A 17,589-nucleotide genomic window follows, 5' to 3' on the forward strand; every position below is an offset into this window, starting at 1 on the left:
CTCGTGAAAACCTGCACAAGCTCCCGCCTACGATGGTTGCCGTGCTGACCCCCCTCGCCCATATCGCCCAGCGCTGGACACCCTCCCCCCGGACCGTCCGGCGTGCCGCGCTCACCGCCGTCGTGATGAGCGTGGTGATCGTCGTCACCGGCGGCGCGGTCCGGCTGACCGGTTCCGGCCTCGGCTGCGACACCTGGCCCAAGTGCACGGACGACAGTCTGTTCGCCACCCCCGAGCAGGGCATCCACGGTGCGATCGAGTTCGGCAACCGGATGCTGACCTACGTCCTGTGCGCGGCGGTCGGCTGGGCGATCGTCGCGGTGCGCTCGGCGAAGCCCCGGCGGCGCGGATTGACCCGGCTCGCCTGGTCCCAGTTCTGGATCGTCATGGGCAATGCCGTGCTCGGCGGCATCACGGTGTGGATGGGCCTCAACCCCTGGACCGTGGCGGGCCACTTCCTGCTCGCCACCACCCTGCTCACCGTCACCACCGTGACCTGGCTGCGCACCCGCGAGGGCGACGGCACGGTCCGGCCGCGTGTCCCGCGTCCCGTACGCAAGCTGTCCTGGGCCCTGACCGGTGCGGCGGTGGTCCTGATCGCGGCGGGTACGACGGTGACCGGCTCGGGCCGGCACGCGGGCGACAGCAGCGATGTGCCGCGCATGCCCTTCGACTGGGTGAACGCCGCCCATGTGCACGCGGTGTTCGCCTGGCTCGTCTGCGCGCTGGCCGTGGCGATGTGGCTGGTGCTGCGGGTGGTGGACGCGCCCGCCGACACCCGGGCGCGCGCCCGTGAACTGCTTCTGGTGCTGCTCGCCCAGGGCGCCATCGGCTATGTGCAGTTCTTCACCGACACCCCCGAAGTCCTGGTCGGCGCCCATATGCTCGGCTCCTGCCTGGTCTGGATCGCGGTCCTGCGGGTGGCGATGAGCCTGCGTGAGCGCCCGCACACGGCGGTGGAGATCCCCGCGCAGCCGGACCCGGCGCTCTCCGCGGTCAGGGGCTGAACCCTCCCGACCCGCGTCGGACCTACTCCCTGACCCCTCTCCCTGACCCCTCTTCCTGGATCCGCTGCCTGGACCTGCTGCCTGGACGTGCCTTCCGGCGCTCTCCGGGGTCACCCTTTCCGGGTCTCCTCCTCCCAGGTCTTCTCGTCCGCCGTCAGCAGTTCCCTCAGCCGGGCCGCCGGGGGCAGCGGGCCGTGGTCCGACACGACGCGGAGTGCCGACGCGGCCGTGAGATGGCCCAGCCGCAAGGCTCGTACGGGATCGCCGTCGGCCCGCAGCCCCGCCAGGAAGCCCGCCGCGAACGCGTCGCCCGCGCCCACCGGTTCGACCACCTCGACCCGTGGGGCCGGGACGGAGCAGGGCACCGCGCCGAGATAGGCCGTGGCCTCGCGCGCGCCGTCCTTGACCACCACGGTGTACGGGCCGGGCAGCAGGGCACGTACCGCGGCCGCGTCCGTCACCGCCGGGCCCCACAGCGCCTGGGCCTCGTCCAGACCCACGAAGACGAGATCCGCGCGGTCCGCGAGCGCGTGGAGGATCTCCGGCGCCGGCCGGCCGGTCCAGAGCGCGGCGCGGTGGTTCACATCGAAGCTGACCGGGCAGGGCCGGCCGGGCGCGAGTGCCTCCTCCACCAGGGCGAGGCAGCTCTCCGACAGGGCGGGGGTGATACCGGTGAGATGGACGAGTCCCGCATCACGGACGGCCGCCGAACGCAGCACCTCCGGACCGAGCGCGGAGGCGGCGGAACCGCGCCGGTAGTAGTGGACGCGCGTGCCGTCGGCGCCGGGGTTCTTGATCAGCAGGCCCGTCGGCCGCATGGGGTCCGTCCGTACGCCCGTGACATCCACGCCGCGGGAGGCCACCCGCCGCCGGATCCGCCCGCCGAGCGGATCGTCGCCGAGCGCGGACACCCAGCGCGCCGGTACTCCGTGGTCGGCCAGATACATCGCCACATTCGACTCGGCACCCGCGATGTCCAGGCGGAGCAGCTCCGCGTCGTCCAGGCCGAGCAGGACCGCGTGGTCGAGCGGCGCGACCGGTTCGGGCGCCAGCGCCGCCATCGTCTCTCCGACACAGACGACGGGCCCCGCCCCGATGAGCCGTGGTCCGGTAAACCCTGGTCCGATGAGCCGCGGTCCGTCGCCGCGCTCGGGTGGAGTGCTCGAGAGTGGAGTGCTCATGAGCCGCTTCCCGGGCCCGGACGGTAGGACGCCGTCGGCGGGCCCGGCACCCCGACCCGTACGGCGAAAACCGCGCCGTCGAGGGGTTCCGGCCGGGAGAGACCCGTACGGGCGCTCGTGACGAACAGCGTGCGGCCGTCCTCCCCGCCCAGGCAGACCCCGGCGGGCTGCGCCGCGGGGACCCGTACCACCTGGTCCAGGGCGCCGTCCGGACGGTAGCGATGGACCACGCCCTGGCCCCAGACGGCGGTCCACAGGCCGCCCTCGGCATCGACGGCCATTCCGTCCGGACCGCCCGTGTCCAGCGTCGTGAACACCGACGGTTCCCCCAGCTCACCCGTCGCCGGGTCGACCGGATACCGCCTGATGAGCCCCCGCGCGCTGTCCGCGAGGAACAGGGTCTCCCCGTCGCCGGAGAACGCGGGGCCGTTCGGTACGGTGATGCCGCTCAGCACCCGGGTCACCGTTCCGTCGCGGTCGACGCGGTAGAGGGATCCCGCGCCCTCGATGCCGTCGTACGCCATGCTGCCCGCCCAGAAGCGGCCGTGCGGATCGGCGGTCGCGTCGTTCATCCGCATCCGTACGGGCGCACCGTCCTCCGGACGCGCCAGCCACCGGATCCCGGTCCCGTCACCGGTCCCGTCGCTGGCGTCCGCACCGGCACCGGTCCCGTCGTCGGCGCCGGGGCCGCCGGCGGTGTCGAGCAGACAGATCCCCGGGCCCGCCGCCGCGATCCAGCTCCCGGGGCGCCCCTCGACCGGGGCCACCGCGCCGAGGGCCACGGGCAGCCGGGCCAGTTCGGCCAGGCCCTGTCCGGCCCGGTCTCCGGGCGGCGCGGCGAGCAGCCGGCCCGAGAGGATGTCGACCAGTACAATCCGGCCGTCGACCCAGCGGATTCCCTCGCCCAGTTCGAGGCGGTCCGGCCAAAGGACCTCGGTCCGGGTGCCGTGCGCCCCGGGGCCGTGCGCTCCGGGGCCATGCGCTCCGGGGCCATGCGCTCCGGAACCGCTCATCGCCGCTCCTCCGCCCGCTCGTGCTCGCGTTCGCGTTCGTGCTCGCGGACCACGGTGAGGAACTCCCGTGCCCGCGCCCGCAGTCCGTCGAGGTCGCCGCCGTCCGCCGCGTCCCCGATCAGCGGTGAGCCGACTCCCACCGCCACCGCGCCCAGCTCCAGATACTCGCGCGCGGCACCCGCGTCCACTCCCCCGACGGGGACGAACGGCAGATCCGGGAACGGCCCCCGCAGCGCCCGCAGATACGCCGGGCCCCCCGTCTGCCCGGCCGGGAAGATCTTGAGCGCCTCGGCACCGAGCCGCAGCGCGCCCAGGATCTCCGTCGGTGTCATCACCCCGGCGAGTACCGGCATCCCCAGCTCCCTGGCCACGGTGATGCCGTCGCCGACCGCCGGGGTGACGATGAAGTCGGCTCCCGCCGCGTGCGCGGCACGCGCGTCGCCGGGACCGAGCACCGTGCCCGCGCCGAGCGGCGCGTCCGGGCCGAGAGCGGTCCGGGCCCGCGCGATGACATCCAACGCGTTCCGGCCGGAGAGCGACACCTCGATCAGGGCGACGCCCTCCTCGGCGAGTGTCCGTACGGTCCTCAGCGCCGCGTCCGGATCGTCTCCGCGCACGATGGCGACCAGCCGGTGGGCACGCAGCGCGCTCAGCAGATCCACAGGGTTCCTCTCCTCGTTCCTGTCGGGTGATGTCAGATCGTGGGTGATGTCAGGTCGGGTGATGCCAGGTCGTGGGTGATGTCCCGTCAGGAGTGACGCCGCGCCGACAGCGTGAGCCGCCAGCGCACCTCGCCGGACGCGGACACGCGCGCCGCGTCCCGCTCCCCCGCGTGGGCCAGGTCGAAGACCCGGCCGAGCATCGGCTCGACACCGAGGGAGCGGTACGGCGCGTCCTCGGGGAAGCCCCCGAGGTTCCGCCAGAGCGCGACGGAGACCGGCTGTCCTCCCGCTTCGACCGACAGACGCAGCTCGTCGGCGCCGTCCCGTACGGACACCTCGTCCGTGTCGACCACGGCGCCCACGGCCGTACCGTCGGCAGGGCCGAGCCGGTCGAGCGGCACACCCGCCACCGTGGGCCAGCGGCCCGGGATCCAGCGCGCGCCGCCGTCGGGGTACAGCCGGACCGCCGCCCCTCGCGGCATCAGCGCCCGCGCCCGCCCGGAGAGTTCCAGCAGCGCGTGGGCGGCCCAGAGGAAGCGGTAGCCGGGCGCGGCGGACAGCCGGTAGTCCACGACCGTACGCGCGGGGTCCGTGGTGATCCGCCGGACCAGCCGGAAGTCCGGGCAGTCCACGGCCTCGGCGGCCGGCTCCCCCGGAGGCCGGTCATCGGCCCGCCGCCACACCCGGGACCACGCGTCACCGTGATCCGGTGTCCCCCGGATCGTGGGGACGCACTCCTCCAGACCTCCGGCGTCGGCGAACGCGTCCCCCGGGCGGACACCCGCCCGGCGCGGCTCGTCCCGGAACCAGAGCCACTCCCGGCCGCCGCCCCCACCGGCCCCGCCGCCCCCACCGGCCCCGCCGTCCTCACCGCCCCCGCCGCGCAGGGACGTCCAACGCCCGCCGCGCGCGAGGTCCGTGACGACAGCGGGCCCGGACACGGCGGAGGACCCGGACACGGACCTCTCGCTCACCATTCCGCGAACGACCCGTCCGCGTGCCGCCACACCGGGTTGCGCCACGCGTGCCCCCTGCGGTCCGCGGCCCGTACCGCGTCCTCGTCGACGGTGATGCCGAGGCCCGGCAGCCCGGTGCGACGCGCCTGCCCGGCCTCGAACCGGAACGGTTCGGTGTCGACGACGTACGACAGCAGATCCGCGTCCTTGTTGTAGTGGATGCCCCTGCTCTGCTCCTGGATGAGGAAGTTCGGTGTGCAGAAGGCGATCTGGAGGCTGGCGGCGAGCGCGATCGGCCCGAGCGGGCAGTGCGGCGCCAGCTGCGCCCCGTACGTGTCGGCGAGCGACGCGATCCGGTGCACCTCCGAGATGCCTCCCGCGTGCGAGAGGTCCGGCTGCGCCACCGCGATCCCGGCCGCCAGCGCGGGCAGGAACTCGGCCCGCCCGTAGAGCCGTTCACCGGTGGCTATGGGCACCGGGCTCGCCGCCACCAGCGCGGGCAGCAGATGTCCGTGCTCGGGCAGCAGGGGCTCCTCCGCGAAGAGCGGGTGCAGCGGGCCTATCTCCTGGAGGACCCGGCGGACCCCGGCCGGGCCAAAGCGCCCGTGGAAGTCCACGGCGACATCGCGGTCCGGGCCGAGGACCTCGCGGGCCGCGGCCACCCGCTCCACCACCGCGGTGGTCTCCGCGAGGGTGGTGATCGGTGACGTACGGCCCGCCGCGTTCATCTTGACCGCGGAGAAGCCGGCCTCGACCTGCTCGGTTATCTCCTCGGCGAGCCGCGCCGGTTCATCGCCGCCGACCCACGCGTAGACACGTACGGAGTCCCTCACCGGTCCGCCGAGCAGGGCGTGCACGGGCGCTCCGTAGGTCTTGCCCGCGATGTCCCACAGCGCCTGGTCGATGCCCGCGACGGCGCTGGAGAGCACCGGGCCGCCCCGGTAGAAGCCGCTCTTGCTGAGGATCTGCCAGTGGTCCTCGATCCTGAGCGGGTCCTGGCCGATCAGATACTCGGCGAGCACGTCGACCGCGGCCCGTACGACCTCGGCCCGGCCCTCGACGACCGGTTCGCCCCAGCCGACCACGCCCTCGTCGGTCTCGACGCGGCAGAACAGCCAGCGGGGCGGGACGAGGAACGTCTCCACGCGAACGATCTTCACTTGGCCTCGGGGCCCTTCTCCTCGGTGTCCGCGCGTGGTGTGTCGGCGTGTGGCGTGTCCGCGCGTGGTGTGTCGGCGTGCGGCGCGCCGTGCACCCTGTCGAGGTCGCGTACCGCCTGGTCGAGCAGGGCCCGCATGGCGCGCTCCGCCGCGTCCTGGTCCCGCGCCCGTACGGCGTCGAGGACGGCGCGGTGGCTGGGCACGGGGTCCTCGCCGTGCGGCGAGCTGTGCACGATCTGGTCGCGATGGGCCAGTCCGGACTCGATGACCATCTCCATGCGTTCCAGCAGTTCGTTGTGGGTGGCCGCGAGCAGCGCGCGGTGGAAGGCGAGGTCGGCCTCGACCGCGCGGGCCGCCCCGCCCGCCGCGCCGGCCGAGCCGGCCCCGTCGGTCCCGTCGGCCCCGTCCTCGTCATATGCCGTCGTCCCGTCCATCGCCGTCAGCGCCGCCTCCAGCGCCGCGAGGTCGGCGTCGGTGCGGCGCGCGGCGGCCAGCCGTACCGCGGCCGGTTCCACGATCCCGCGCACCTCGCCCAGATTGCGCAGCAGCCCGAGGTCGGCCTCGGAGCTGGTGCCGTCGGCGAACTGCCAGCGCAGCACGTCCGCGTCCAGCAGATTCCAGTCGGCGCGCGCTCTGACGAAGGTGCCTCTTCGCTGGCGCGCGTCGACCATCCCCTTGGCCCCGAGCACCTTCAGCGATTCGCGCAGGGCGGTCAGACTGACGTCCAACTCGCGCTGCAACGCCACGAGATCGAGTGTCGCCCCCTCGGGAATCTCCCCGCTGAGCACCCGGCGCGCAAGAATCTCCACGGTCTGGCCGTGCACTCCGCGGCGCGCGTACGGCGTCATGTCGTTCTGCCTTTCTGCTGGTCGGTCGTTGTCCGGCGGTCGGTGGCGCGGTGTCGGCGGGCCGGTGTCGGCGGCCCGGTGGTCAGGCCGACGCCTTCACCACACTCCAGCCGCCGTCCACGAGCAGGCTCGATCCGGTGATGTACGAGGCTTCCCCGGCGGCCAGGAAGGCGATCGCGGCGGCGACCTCCTCGGGTCTGCCGAAGCGGCGGGCCGCGGTCTCGGCGATGCTGCGCTCCCGGTCCGCCGCCGGCACCCGGTCCCAGGCGGCGGTCAGGATCGGCCCCGGCAGCACGGCGTTGACCCGCACCTCGGGGCCGTACTCCACGGCGAGCTGTCCGCTGAGCGAGAGCAGCGCGCCCTTGGAGGCCGCGTACGCGGGGTGTCCGGGGATGCCCTTGTGCGCGTGCACGGACGAGGTGAGGACCACCGCGCCGCGCCCCTCGCGCAGATCGGGCAGGACCGCCCTGAACCCGAGGAAGCAGCCGGTGAGATTGACGGCGAGCTGGCGTTCCCAGGCGTCGAGCGACATCTCGTGGGCCGGCGCGACCCGCACGGTGTAGGCGTTGCCGACAAGGACTCCGACGGGGCCGTAGGTGTGCGCGGCGGCCACGATCCGGTCCCAGTCGCCCTCGTCGGAGACATCCGCCGCGACGAACGCGGCACGGCCGCCGGCCGCGCGGATGTCCGCGGCGACGGCTTCCCCGCGCTCCTTCGCGATGTCCGCGAGGATCACGGCCGCGCCTTCGGCGGCGAGCCGTCGCGCGGTGGCGGCGCCGATGCCCGAGGCGGCTCCGGTGACCACGGCGACGCGGTCGGTGAAACGGGCGGTTCCGTTCATGGGGCGGGTCGACTCCTTGGGAGATGAGGGAGGTTGGCCGGGTGCCGGCCGCGGATCGGCGGACAGGACGGGCGTCCCGACTGTAGTGACTCTGCGGTCCCGCCCGGTCACTCGCGCAGCAGGACCACCAGTTCCGCGTCGTACCGCTCCGTCCAGGCGAACGGCACACCGGAATGGACGAGATGGGCCCCGCTGTAGGTGACGCCCGACGCCGGATCGCGATAGCGGGCCGCCGGGTCGAGTCCGCGCAGCCGCAGTCTGGCCGCGCGCCCCGGGACCAGCGGAGCGCCGTCCAGACGTCCGGTGTTCCACGCCGTGACGACGACCCTGCCGCCGCCCGGCTCCTCGTACTGCGCCCCGCAGGTGGCGTCCGCCGGGGAGTTCAGCAGCCGCGCCTCCCCGTGGTGGACGACATCGCGGATCTCCTTGTAGCGGGCGATCCATCCCGCCGCCTCCGCGCGCCGCTCCTCGGACCAGTGACGGATGTCGGCGCCGATACCGAGCACGCCCGCCGCCGCGGTGACGAAGCGGAAGCCGAGCGAGCGCGGGCGCGGGTCGAAGACACCGGGCGCGTCGGTGACCCAGGAGCTCATGGTGTGCGGGGCGTGCGCGTGGAGGTAGCCGTACTGGATGGCGAGCCGGTCGAGCGGCGCGGTGTTGTCGCTGGGCCACACCACATCCGTACGGGCGAGGGTGGCGTGCTCGATCCGGCCGCCGCCGCCCGCGCACCCTTCCACGGTGACCCGCGGGTGGCGCGTACGGAGATGGTCGAGCACCCGCAGATAGCCGGCGACATGCGCGGCGTCGAGGTCCTGTTCCTCTACGGGACCGCCGCCGGGCCTGCCGCGTTCGGTGGGCGGGCGGTTCATGTCCCACTTGAGATAGCCGATGGCGTGGTCGTCGAGCAGCCGGTCGAGCGTGCCGAGGACGAAGTCCTGTACGTCCTCGCGGCCGAGGTCGAGGAGGAGCTGGTTGCGTACGAGCGTGGCGGGGCGGCCCGCCAGCCGGTAGACCCACTCGGGGTGCGCCGCGTGCAGCTCGGACGCGGGGCTGATGGCCTCCGGCTCCACCCACAGTCCGAAGTCCATTCCCAGCTCGCGGACTTGTGCGATGAAGTGGTCGAGTCCGTCCGGGAAGGACGCCGGATCGGTGTACCAGTCGCCGAGCCCGCCGGTGTCGTCGGACCGTCCGGTGAACCAGCCGTCGTCGACGACGAACAGCTCGGCCCCCATCCCGGCGGCGATCCCGGCCAGTTCGAGCTGGGTCCCGGCGTCGACGTCGAAGCCGGTGGCCTCCCAGGAGTTGTAGAGCACCTTGCGGGGCCGGTGCAGCCGGTCGCCGGCGAGACGGCGCTCGTAGCGGTGCCAGACCCGGGCGAGTCCGTCGAGACCGTCCGGGCTGAAGGCGCAGGCGAGCCGGGGGGTGGTGAGGGTGCCGCCGGGGGCGAGCCGTACCGCGCCCTCGTGCGGGACACGTCCCGCCCGGACCCGGACCGCGCCGCCGGGCTCGGCGTCGGTGGTGATGTGCCAGTTGCCGGACCACTCCAGGGCGACGCCGTAGGTGGGGGTGGCCCCTTCGGCCGGTGACGCGGCGTCCTGGACGGCGAGCCAGGGCGCGTAGGCATGGCCGGGGACGGCCTGGGCGGAGGACATCCCGAAGCTGCCCCGGGCCAGTTCGAGCTGGGTGAGCTGGAATTCCTGGGACCACTGGCCGGTGAGGTACGTCAGCCGCGCGCCGCCTGTGACGGGGATGTTCACGGCGGCGGAGTCGAAGCGTTCCAGCCGCAGTCCGGTCTCGGCGGTGCAGGTCAGTTCGGTCCAGCGGAGGATCACATCGGTGCCGGGGACGGTCTCGTAGCACAGGGCCGTCGTCAGTCCGAGGGTCTCGTCGGTGAAGACCAGCCGCAGGGAGGAGTCGCCGTGACGGGTGGCCCCGGTGAAGGTCCACCAGGCGCCGCGCTCCTCGCCGGGCCGCTGGGCGACCAGATCGGCGCCGGTGAACGGCCGCAGCCCGTACGGGATGTACTCGGCGGGCGCCAGATCGGCCGGGGTGATGAAGTGCGTACGGCGTGACCAGTCCAGCGCGGAGGGTCCGGTCTCGGCTCCGTGCGGGCCCCACGCGGTCAGCTCGGCCCAGCGGCCGTCACCGGCGAGGGCGACCGCGTAGACGGTGTTCTCGGTGCGCAGCAGCCACCGGCCGTCCCGCCCGTCCGGGTCGTGCGCGTCCGGGTCGGGCGCCTTCAGGTCCCGCGCGTCCGGGGCGGGCGCCTTCGGGTCGTGCGTCGTCACTTGACTGCTCCCAGATTGAGTCCGGCGACGAAGTGCCGCTGGAACCGCAGGAATACGATCACGGTCGGGGCCGCCGCGATCACCGAACCCGCCGCGATGACGTTCCACATCGACACGTACTGGCCCTGGAGGCCGATGAGCGAGGCCGTGACCGGCATCTTGCTGCCCGTACGGAGCACGGTGATCGCCCACAGCAGATCGTTGAAGATCCAGGTGAAGGAGAGCGCGCTCAGCGCGGCGAGGGCCGGGGTGGTCAGCGGCATGATGATCCGCCGGTAGATCTGCCATGGACTCGCGCCGTCGATGACGGCGGCCTGCTGGATCTCGGGCGGGACGGAGCGCATGAAGCCGTGCAGCACGAAGACGTAGAAGCCGACGCCGAAGCCGACCTGGACACCGATGAGCGCGTACAGCGAGTCGTACAGCCCCAGTGACTCGCTGATCTTCGAGACCGGGATCAGCAGGATCTGCGGGGGCAGCAGATTGCCGCCGAGCATCAGGAGCAGCAGGGTGCGGCGCAGCGGCAGGTCGTAGCGGGCGAGTCCGAAGGCCGCGAGCGAGGCCAGCGCGAGCGACAGCAGCACGGTCGGCACGGTCACGAGCAGGCTGTTGGCGAGCGCGCGGGCCTGGCCGCCGTCGGTCCACGCCTGGCCGAAGCCGCTCAGGGTGAAGGAGTGCGGCAGGCTGCCGAGGCCGTTGGCGGCGATGTCGTCGAAGGACCGGGTGCTGGTGACGAGGACGAGGACGATCGGCACCAGCCACAGCGCGGACAGCGCGCCCGCGCCGAGATGGAAGCCCGCGGTGGACCACGCGCGGCGCCGGGACCGGGTCCCGCCGGGCGCCGGGGCGGGCGGCGCGGGCGGTGTGCCGTGCTGTCCGGCGGGCGGCGCGGCGGCTCGGGTGACGCTCATCAGTCGGCCTCCCGGAAGGCGCGGACGAGATAGGACACGATGACCCCGAAGGCCAGCACGAAGATCACGACCGCGAGGGCGGAGCCGTATCCCAGCCGCAGCGACTGGAAGGCGGTGGAGTACATGTAGGTGCTGAGCAGTTCCGAGGAGTGGTACGGACCGCCGCGGGTGAGCGCCCAGACCACGTCGAACGAACGCAGCGAGTCGATCACGATCACCGACAGGACCACGGCGTTGACGCTGCTGAGCTGGGGCAGGGTGATGTGGCGGAACCGCTGCCACCGGGTGGCGCCGTCGACCTTCGCCGCCTCGTGGAGCACCGGGTCGATGCCCTTGAGGCCGGCGAGATAGAGCACCATCACATAGCCGATCTGGCGCCACAGGGCGGGCACGATCACGGCGTAGAGGGCGGTGTTCTGGTCGGCCAGCCAGGCATGGCGCAGACCGCCGAGCCCGACGGCTTCGAGGGTGTTGTTGATCAGCCCGTCGGGCTGGTACATCGCCTGCCACACCAGGGCGGTGGCGGTGAGCGAGAACACCACGGGCAGGAAGAGGGCCGCCCGGTAGAAGCCGACCCCGCGCCGCTCCTGCTGGAGCAGCAGCGCGGCGCCGAGACCGAGGAGCGCGGAGAGCCCGCCGAAGAGCAGCAGCCACAGCACGGTGTCCAGCAGGGCCGTACGGAAGATCTCGTCGCCGAACATCTCGCGGTAGTTGGCGAGTCCGACGAACGACGGGGCGGAGACTCCGTCCCAGTCCGTGAGGGAGAGATAGAAACCCTGGACCGCCGGCCAGAACACCCAGAAGGCCTCGGCGAGCAGCGGTACGAGGACGAAGACGAGGACCACGGGCCTGACCCGTGTCGCGCCCCGGCTTCCCAGCGGCCCTCCGCCGCCCGGCCGTCCCCGTCCGCCGGATCCCCTGCCTCCCGGCGGTTTCCGGTCTCCTCGCCGCCCGGACCGCGGCTCGGTCAGCACCGCCACGTCACTGTCCCCAGATCTTCTGGGCGTCCCGCTGCCAGGTGGTGAGGATCGAGTCGATCTCCTTGGGCTTGGCGAGGAAGCGGGTGAGCGCGGTGTCCGCGGTGGGCTGGAGGGCGTCGCTGGAGTCGCGGTTGAAGAACTGGGTGACGTCCGCCGCGCTCTCGATCAGCGCGCGGCCCTTCTTGACCAGCGGGGTCCCGGTGTCCTTGGCCTTCGGGTTGGTGGGCAGCGCGGTGCCGGAGGAGCCCTTGAGATAGATCTCCTGCGCCTCGGCGGTGGCCATATAGGTCAGCAGCTCCCTGACCTCGTCCTCGCGGCCGGTACGGGCGCTGGCGAAGTAGCCGTCCGTGGGGCCCTCCTCGGCCAGGGGGACCTTCGGGTCGATGACGGGGAAGCGGAAGAAGTCGATGTCGTCGAGCTGGTCCTTGGGCGCGGAGTCCGCGAAGAAGGTGCCGATGAGCATCAGTCCCGTACGGCCCTGGAGCAGCGCGGTGGTGGCGTCCTGGAAGGCCAGGGCCGTGCCGTCGGGGTCGAAGTACGGCAGGGCCTCGCCCCAGCGGTCGAAGACCTTGCGGACCTCGGGGTCGTCGAAGCGGTGCTTTCCGGCGAGGAGGTCGCGGTGGTAGCGCGCTCCGTTGATCCGTATGTTCAGGTAGTCGAACCAGGAGGAGGCGACCCAGGCGGTGTTGCCGCCGGCGCCGAGCCCGATCGGCGCGACGCCCTTGGACTTGAGCGTGTCGCAGAGGTCGAGGAACTCGTCCCAGGTCTTCGGCTCCCGCACGCCCCACTTGGCGAAGTTGGACTTCCGGTAGAAGCAGCCCCACCAGTAGTACGTGGCCGGTACGAAGACCTTCTTGCCCGCCGAGGAGGTGCACAGCGTCTTGAGCGCCTCGCTGTAGCCCGACAGTTCGGGCTTCTCCCAGAGGTCGCCGATGTCGAGCAGCAGGTCCTTCTTCGCGTACGAGTCCGCCACCGAACCGGGGTACCAGGTGAGCAGGTCCGGCGGCTGGGCGGAGGTCAGATACGTCGGGAGCTGGGTGCGGAAGGTCTCGGAGGCCACGGTGTTGAGCGAGGCCTCGGCGCCGCCGCGCTTGTTGAACGCGGCGACGAGATCCTCCATGGCCTTCTTGGCCTGTGGCGAGGAGAGGTTGGACTGAAGGGTGACGGGGCCGCCGCCGGAGGAGGTCTTGGCGCTCGGTCCCGAGGTGACGCAGCCGCTCAGGAACGCGGCGGCGCCGACCGCTCCGGTGCCCGCCAGGAACCGGCGGCGGCTGGGGGCTGAACTGTTCATGGAAGTGCTCCCTGATGGTTCGGAAAGTCTGTGGGGGCGTGGACTGCGGGGGATGTGGACCGCGGGGCGCGGGGTGCCGGGCGCGGGATGCGCCGGGCACCACGCCCCGGACGGGGGCCCCACCCGGGGCGTGGTGCGATGCGAGGCGGTGTGGTGCGACGCGTGCGATGCGACGCGGTGGTGCGACGCGTGCGGTGGGGTCGTGGTGCGACGCGGTGCGGTCGTGGTGCGGTCAGAGACCGCTCTGGTGAACGCGGTCACCCACGCCGCGGAAGACGGTCAGCACCCGGCCGTCCGGACCCGCGGTGGCGCCGAGGGCGCCCCGGAAGACATCGCTCCCGAACTCGGTGCGCGGTCCCCAGCCGCCCCACCCGCCGGTGCCGTCCGCCTGGTACGAACGGGTCCAGAGGGTGTAGTCACCCGCCCGCGCGTAGAGATGCACGGTGCTCCCGGACGACACGAGGGTCGGACTGCCGCCGACGGTCCCGCCCAGCGAGGACCACGCCGACCAGACACCGGATCCGTCACGGGTCCTCGTCCACACCGCGTCGTCGGCGGTGCGTACGGCGAGATGGGTCAGGCCCGCCGAGTCGGTGACGGCGGAGGGGCGCCCGTACACCGTCAGGCCCTCCGGTGCCCCGAGCGGGGTCCACCGTGCCGAAGGACCGCCCGACGGTCCGCGCGAGGCGATGGTGCCGTCCTCGCCCCGGGCGAAGAGCGTCCAGTCGTCCGGGCCGCGGAAGGCGACACCCGGCGCGTCGGTGAGTGTGCCGCCGAGCTTCTGCCAGGGCCCCCAGTGTCCGGCGAGCGAGGTGCGCCGGTAGGCCGCGTTGTCCGTGCCGCGTACGAAGACGTCGATACGACTCCGGCCGCCCGGCAGCTCCGACGCGTACGCGGCGGGCTGCCCGAGGATCCTGCCGTGCGTCGGTCCGCCCAGCGAGGTGGCGCGGGCCGGCCAGTCGCCGTCCCGCCCTGTCTGCTGCCGCAGTGAGCCGTCCGTACCGCGCGTGAAGGCGGTCAGTACGCCGCCGTCCGCCACCAGCGCGGGGTCCGCCGAGGACCGTACGCCCAGCGGCACCCCGGGAGCCTCGTCCGTGCCGGACAGCCGGAGGAAGGCCGTGCCGTGCGCGGGGACCGTCACGGTGTACGAGCCGGTGTGCGTCCCCGCGTCCTTCCTGGCGCGCAGATCCCGTACCGCGACCGGGCCGCCCAGTCCCGCGTCGGCGAAGGTCACCGTGCGCTCGGCCGGCCGCTCGGAGCGGTTGAGCAGCACCACCGCGCGCTTGCCCGCGCCCTGGAGCACCTTGCTGTAGACGTCGCCGGTGGAGTCGGTGGCGACCCGCACCCCCTGGATGGCCAGCGGGTCCTGGTCGACGGCGATGATCTCGGGGTTGCGCAGTGTGTCGATCATCGACTGCGGAAGGGTGCGCGGGTCGGAGCCGATGACCAGGGGCGCGCCCATGACGGCCCACAGCACCAACTGGCTGGTGGACTCCTCCTCGTTCAGCTCGTACGAGCCGTCCGCGGTCCTGCGCATCGGGAGCAGATAGTCGGGGTCGTTGTAGTGACCGGGGCCCTGCGCCTCGGGGTGCCAGGCGTTGGCGTCGGCGCTGCGCAGGATGTTGGTCCAGTTGCCGGGGTAGGGCGTGCCGAAGGCGAGGTCCGTGCCGGTGCGCCAGGAGTCGGCGATCGTGGGGCCGTAGACATACGCGTTGTGCGCGTCCTGCGCCGGTGTGTGCGGCAGTCCCCAGTCGTCGGTGAGCGGGTTGCACAGGTTCAGCAGCATCCGCCGGCCGGATGCCGCGACCGCGTCGCTGAACTCCTTGAACGCGGGGCCCGGGTCGAGCTTCGCGCCGATACCGCAGAGGAAGTCGACCTTGACCGCGTCGATCTTCCAGTCCGCGAACTGCCTGGCGTCCTCGGTGTAGTGGCCGCGGCTGCCGAGGCCGCAGCTCTTGCCCCCGTCGTACTCGCCGGCGTCCGTGTAGATCCCGGCCCTGAGCCCGCGCTGATGGAGATAGGTCACCAGCGCGGGGATGCCGGAGGGGAAGCGCTCCGGGTGCGCGGCCAGCCGTCCCCGGCTGTCGCGGGGGCTGTCGGCCTGCCAGCCGCCGTCCAGCCAGACGATGTCGTAGCCGCTGCGCTTGAGGCCGCTGCTGACCAGATGGTCGGCGACGTCCTTCACCGCGCTCTCGGTCGGGGCGCCCAGACCGTAGTAGGTGTTCCAGCCCATGTACGGCGTGGGTGCCAGGCCGCTGTCGTAGTACCGGGGCGCGCCCTGGTCGTCCGCGGCGCGCGGCTCGTCGGCGGCGGGCGGCGCGGAGATCCGTGGGGCGGGGGCGTCCGGCTCGACGGCGTGCGCCATGGGCATCGCCGCCCCGGCCAGCGCGGCGACTCCGAGAACCGCTCCGGCCCGCCGGGCACGCACCATCCCTGCACGATGCGAAGTCAACTGTGTCTCCCGAGGATTGGGGTCCATGGGCGCCGCTCGCCGCCCTCCCGTCCCGGGGAGCGCGGCGGCGGCGCCACGACGAAGACTGTGACCCCGCGGCCCCACCCTGTCAACGATTATTACTAATTAATTGAAACAAGTCTCGACCGTCCTTCGTCGCCGGGTCCGCCCCCGGTCCGGCGAGGAAGTGATTCGCCGGCGCAACGCGTGCCGACGCGACGCGTGACCCCCGGATGACCCACGCGCGACCCGCGGCCCGTCAGTCGCCGAGGAGCCGGTAGAGACGGCGCGCGTTGCCCGCCGCGATCATCCCGGCGACGCGCCGGGCGTCCTCGGACGCCCATGACCCGTCGGCCACCCAGCCGCCGAGCACCCGCGCCAGCGCCTCCCGGAACACCCGCGCCCCCACCACATGCAGCTCGGGCAGCCCGCGCGCGCCGCTGGAGAACAGCAGCTTCCCGAACGGCGCGAGCTCCAGGATCTCGGCGAGTACGGCCGCGGCCCGCGCCCCCGTGTAGGCGAGCGCGGGCCCCAGATCCGCGTAGACATGCGGGAAGACCCCGGTGAGCTGGGCCGCGTGCCGGTGGTATGGATAGGCGCCGAGCAGCACGAGATCGGTACCGAGCCCCGCCGTGGCCGCCGCGAAACCGGTGAGCGGCAGCGGATCGGAGCGTCCCGCCGCTGGAAGGACCCCGGCGGTTCCCGTGTGCAGTTGCAAGGGAAGACCGGAGCCGACGGCGGTCCACAGGAGATGGCGCAGCAGTACGGGATCGGTGAGCGGCGCCCCGGCGGGGCGCCCGGCCAGCCAGCGGTCGGCCGCGCCGCGCACCTCACCGGGCCCCGGCGGCTCGGGGGCCAGCGCGAGACCGTGCCGGATCCCGGCGACGGAGCTGAAGGCGACGGCCGAGGCGGCGGCGGTGTGCACGGACTCGGCGAGACCGGCGAGAAAGGTGCCGACACCGCCCGTGACATCGGCGACCCGCTCGGCGAGGGGTTCGAGCCGGACGATCTCCCGGGCCTCGGCCGCGCCCGCCGAGGCGATCTCGTCGGGCCCGGTCAGATCGCCGGGCAGCCCGGTGTCCACGAGATAGGTGGCGATACCGGTGGAGCGCAGCAGCCGCCTGCCCGCCTCCATCACACCCAGCTCCCTGCGGCGGGCCAGATAGCGGGCCGGCGGGCAGTGCGGTTCGAGGCCGAGCACGGGCGGGCACCAGCGGCGCACCGCGAAACCGGTCTGGGTGTCGAAGAAGGTGGTGCCCGCGGCGGGCGGCCCCGCCGTCCTGCCCAACTGGGCCTCGAAGGTACCGAGGCCCAGCTCTCCGCGGAGCACACCGTGGCAGTACTGGTCGACCAGGGACGCAGTTTCGATCATCGGGATTCCCGTCGTGGACCGTACTCCTACACGTCCTAACGGGTAAGTCGCGATCGGGTGGCGCCCGGGTCCCGCGCGGTCGGCCGCCGCGCGGGCCGTTGACGCCTCACCGTTGACGTCCCGCCATGGACGCCGCCACGGGTGCCGCGGGGCCCGTCTCAGCCTCCGAGCTGGATCCCGGCCATCCGCTTCCACTCGTACGGACCAGTGCGGACCTTGGCCGCGAGATCTCCGTCGAAGGACTCGCGCAGGGTGAGCCCCGCCTTCTCGGCGGCGACGCGCGCGACGTCGTACGTGGGGGCGACGAGATCACCCCAGCCGCCGTCCTCACCGACGAGCACGATGCGGGTGCCGGCCTGTCCGAGATACGCGAGCTGCCCCTCCGCGCCGCCGTGCCGCCGGGCGAACGAGGCGATGCTCCTGGCCAGCCGCGCCGCCCCGCGCTCCGCGCGCGCGGCCCGCCGGTCCGGGGCCCGGCTCCCGCCGGCCCGGCCGTCCTCGCCGGCCCGGCCGCTCTCGTCGCTCTGGTCGCTCGGGTCCACCTGCTGGGTCTCTGCCATGAACTCGATGCTACCCACGGGTAGATCAACACGCGACGGGCGGGGCACGTGGCATCAGCCACGTGCC

At 73.1% G+C, this 17,589-nt stretch carries 15 protein-coding genes; 1 reads left to right on the forward strand and 14 read right to left on the reverse strand.

Going from position 1 to position 17,589, the window contains the following annotated elements; translation table 11 throughout:
- Positions 1–32: 32 nt before the first annotated feature.
- Positions 33–1,007, forward strand: a complete 975-nt coding sequence (locus tag ACWGDX_RS27700; RefSeq protein ID WP_453629820.1) for a COX15/CtaA family protein — start codon at positions 33–35, stop codon at positions 1,005–1,007.
- Between the two features lie 110 nt (positions 1,008–1,117).
- Here ACWGDX_RS27700 and ACWGDX_RS27705 read toward each other — a convergent pair whose 3' ends face one another.
- From ACWGDX_RS27705 to ACWGDX_RS27770, 14 genes are all read right to left on the reverse strand, one after another.
- Positions 1,118–2,188, reverse strand: coding sequence for a sugar kinase (locus ACWGDX_RS27705; RefSeq protein WP_453629822.1), 1,071 nt, complete (start codon positions 2,186–2,188; stop codon positions 1,118–1,120).
- A complete protein-coding gene (locus ACWGDX_RS27710) occupies positions 2,185–3,201 on the reverse strand; it encodes an SMP-30/gluconolactonase/LRE family protein (RefSeq protein WP_453629824.1) in 1,017 nt (338 codons plus the stop codon). The genes ACWGDX_RS27705 and ACWGDX_RS27710 overlap by 4 nt, the downstream gene beginning before the upstream one ends.
- A complete protein-coding gene (locus ACWGDX_RS27715; protein ID WP_453629826.1) occupies positions 3,198–3,863 on the reverse strand; it encodes a bifunctional 4-hydroxy-2-oxoglutarate aldolase/2-dehydro-3-deoxy-phosphogluconate aldolase in 666 nt (221 codons plus the stop codon). Before ACWGDX_RS27715 ends, ACWGDX_RS27710 begins: the two co-directional genes overlap by 4 nt.
- Before the next feature lie 86 nt (positions 3,864–3,949).
- Positions 3,950–4,822, reverse strand: a complete 873-nt coding sequence (locus tag ACWGDX_RS27720) for a hypothetical protein (RefSeq protein ID WP_453629828.1) — start codon at positions 4,820–4,822, stop codon at positions 3,950–3,952.
- A gap of 11 nt (positions 4,823–4,833) precedes the next feature.
- Entirely contained in the window at positions 4,834–5,979 is a 1,146-nt protein-coding gene (gene dgoD / locus ACWGDX_RS27725) for a galactonate dehydratase (protein ID WP_365902483.1), read from the reverse strand.
- Entirely contained in the window at positions 5,976–6,827 is an 852-nt protein-coding gene (locus tag ACWGDX_RS27730; RefSeq protein WP_453629830.1) for a FadR/GntR family transcriptional regulator, read from the reverse strand. The genes dgoD and ACWGDX_RS27730 overlap by 4 nt, the downstream gene beginning before the upstream one ends.
- An 82-nt stretch (positions 6,828–6,909) precedes the next feature.
- On the reverse strand, positions 6,910–7,668 hold the full coding sequence (locus tag ACWGDX_RS27735) for an SDR family NAD(P)-dependent oxidoreductase (RefSeq protein WP_453629832.1): 759 nt from the start codon (positions 7,666–7,668) through the stop codon (positions 6,910–6,912).
- Positions 7,669–7,775: 107 nt separating this feature from the next.
- The gene (locus tag ACWGDX_RS27740; RefSeq protein ID WP_453629845.1) at positions 7,776–9,911 is read right to left on the reverse strand and encodes an alpha-galactosidase; all 2,136 of its coding nucleotides are present in this window, start codon (positions 9,909–9,911) and stop codon (positions 7,776–7,778) included.
- 41 nt (positions 9,912–9,952) lie between these two features.
- Positions 9,953–10,867, reverse strand: a complete 915-nt coding sequence (locus ACWGDX_RS27745) for a carbohydrate ABC transporter permease (protein ID WP_453629834.1) — start codon at positions 10,865–10,867, stop codon at positions 9,953–9,955.
- Positions 10,867–11,847, reverse strand: coding sequence for a carbohydrate ABC transporter permease (locus tag ACWGDX_RS27750; RefSeq protein WP_453629836.1), 981 nt, complete (start codon positions 11,845–11,847; stop codon positions 10,867–10,869). The genes ACWGDX_RS27745 and ACWGDX_RS27750 overlap by 1 nt, the downstream gene beginning before the upstream one ends.
- A gap of 1 nt (position 11,848) precedes the next feature.
- Entirely contained in the window at positions 11,849–13,138 is a 1,290-nt protein-coding gene (locus tag ACWGDX_RS27755) for an ABC transporter substrate-binding protein (protein WP_453629838.1), read from the reverse strand.
- Positions 13,139–13,370: 232 nt separating this feature from the next.
- The gene (locus ACWGDX_RS27760) at positions 13,371–15,569 is read right to left on the reverse strand and encodes a glycoside hydrolase family 27 protein (protein WP_453629840.1); all 2,199 of its coding nucleotides are present in this window, start codon (positions 15,567–15,569) and stop codon (positions 13,371–13,373) included.
- A gap of 280 nt (positions 15,570–15,849) precedes the next feature.
- Positions 15,850–16,962, reverse strand: coding sequence for an amidohydrolase (locus tag ACWGDX_RS27765; protein WP_453629841.1), 1,113 nt, complete (start codon positions 16,960–16,962; stop codon positions 15,850–15,852).
- A gap of 158 nt (positions 16,963–17,120) precedes the next feature.
- Positions 17,121–17,522 (reverse strand): hypothetical protein, encoded by a 402-nt coding sequence (locus ACWGDX_RS27770; RefSeq protein ID WP_453629843.1) that lies wholly within the window; start codon positions 17,520–17,522, stop codon positions 17,121–17,123.
- Positions 17,523–17,589: the final 67 nt, after the last annotated feature.

The sequence above is a fragment of the Streptomyces sp. NPDC055025 genome (assembly GCF_053608565.1).

Bases quoted from the DNA above. Each gene is read 5' to 3' on its own strand.
- ACWGDX_RS27735 (WP_453629832.1), bottom strand. From the start codon at position 7,668: ATGAACGGAACCGCCCGTTTCACCGACCGCGTCGCCGTGGTCACCGGA.
- ACWGDX_RS27745 (WP_453629834.1), bottom strand. From the start codon at position 10,867: ATGAGCGTCACCCGAGCCGCCGCGCCGCCCGCCGGACAGCACGGCACA.
- ACWGDX_RS27765 (WP_453629841.1), bottom strand. From the start codon at position 16,962: ATGATCGAAACTGCGTCCCTGGTCGACCAGTACTGCCACGGTGTGCTC.
- ACWGDX_RS27705 (WP_453629822.1), bottom strand. From the start codon at position 2,188: ATGAGCACTCCACTCTCGAGCACTCCACCCGAGCGCGGCGACGGACCG.
- ACWGDX_RS27710 (WP_453629824.1), bottom strand. From the start codon at position 3,201: ATGAGCGGTTCCGGAGCGCATGGCCCCGGAGCGCATGGCCCCGGAGCG.
- ACWGDX_RS27755 (WP_453629838.1), bottom strand. From the start codon at position 13,138: ATGAACAGTTCAGCCCCCAGCCGCCGCCGGTTCCTGGCGGGCACCGGA.
- ACWGDX_RS27730 (WP_453629830.1), bottom strand. From the start codon at position 6,827: ATGACGCCGTACGCGCGCCGCGGAGTGCACGGCCAGACCGTGGAGATT.
- ACWGDX_RS27760 (WP_453629840.1), bottom strand. From the start codon at position 15,569: ATGGTGCGTGCCCGGCGGGCCGGAGCGGTTCTCGGAGTCGCCGCGCTG.
- ACWGDX_RS27700 (WP_453629820.1), top strand. From the start codon at position 33: ATGGTTGCCGTGCTGACCCCCCTCGCCCATATCGCCCAGCGCTGGACA.
- ACWGDX_RS27770 (WP_453629843.1), bottom strand. From the start codon at position 17,522: ATGGCAGAGACCCAGCAGGTGGACCCGAGCGACCAGAGCGACGAGAGC.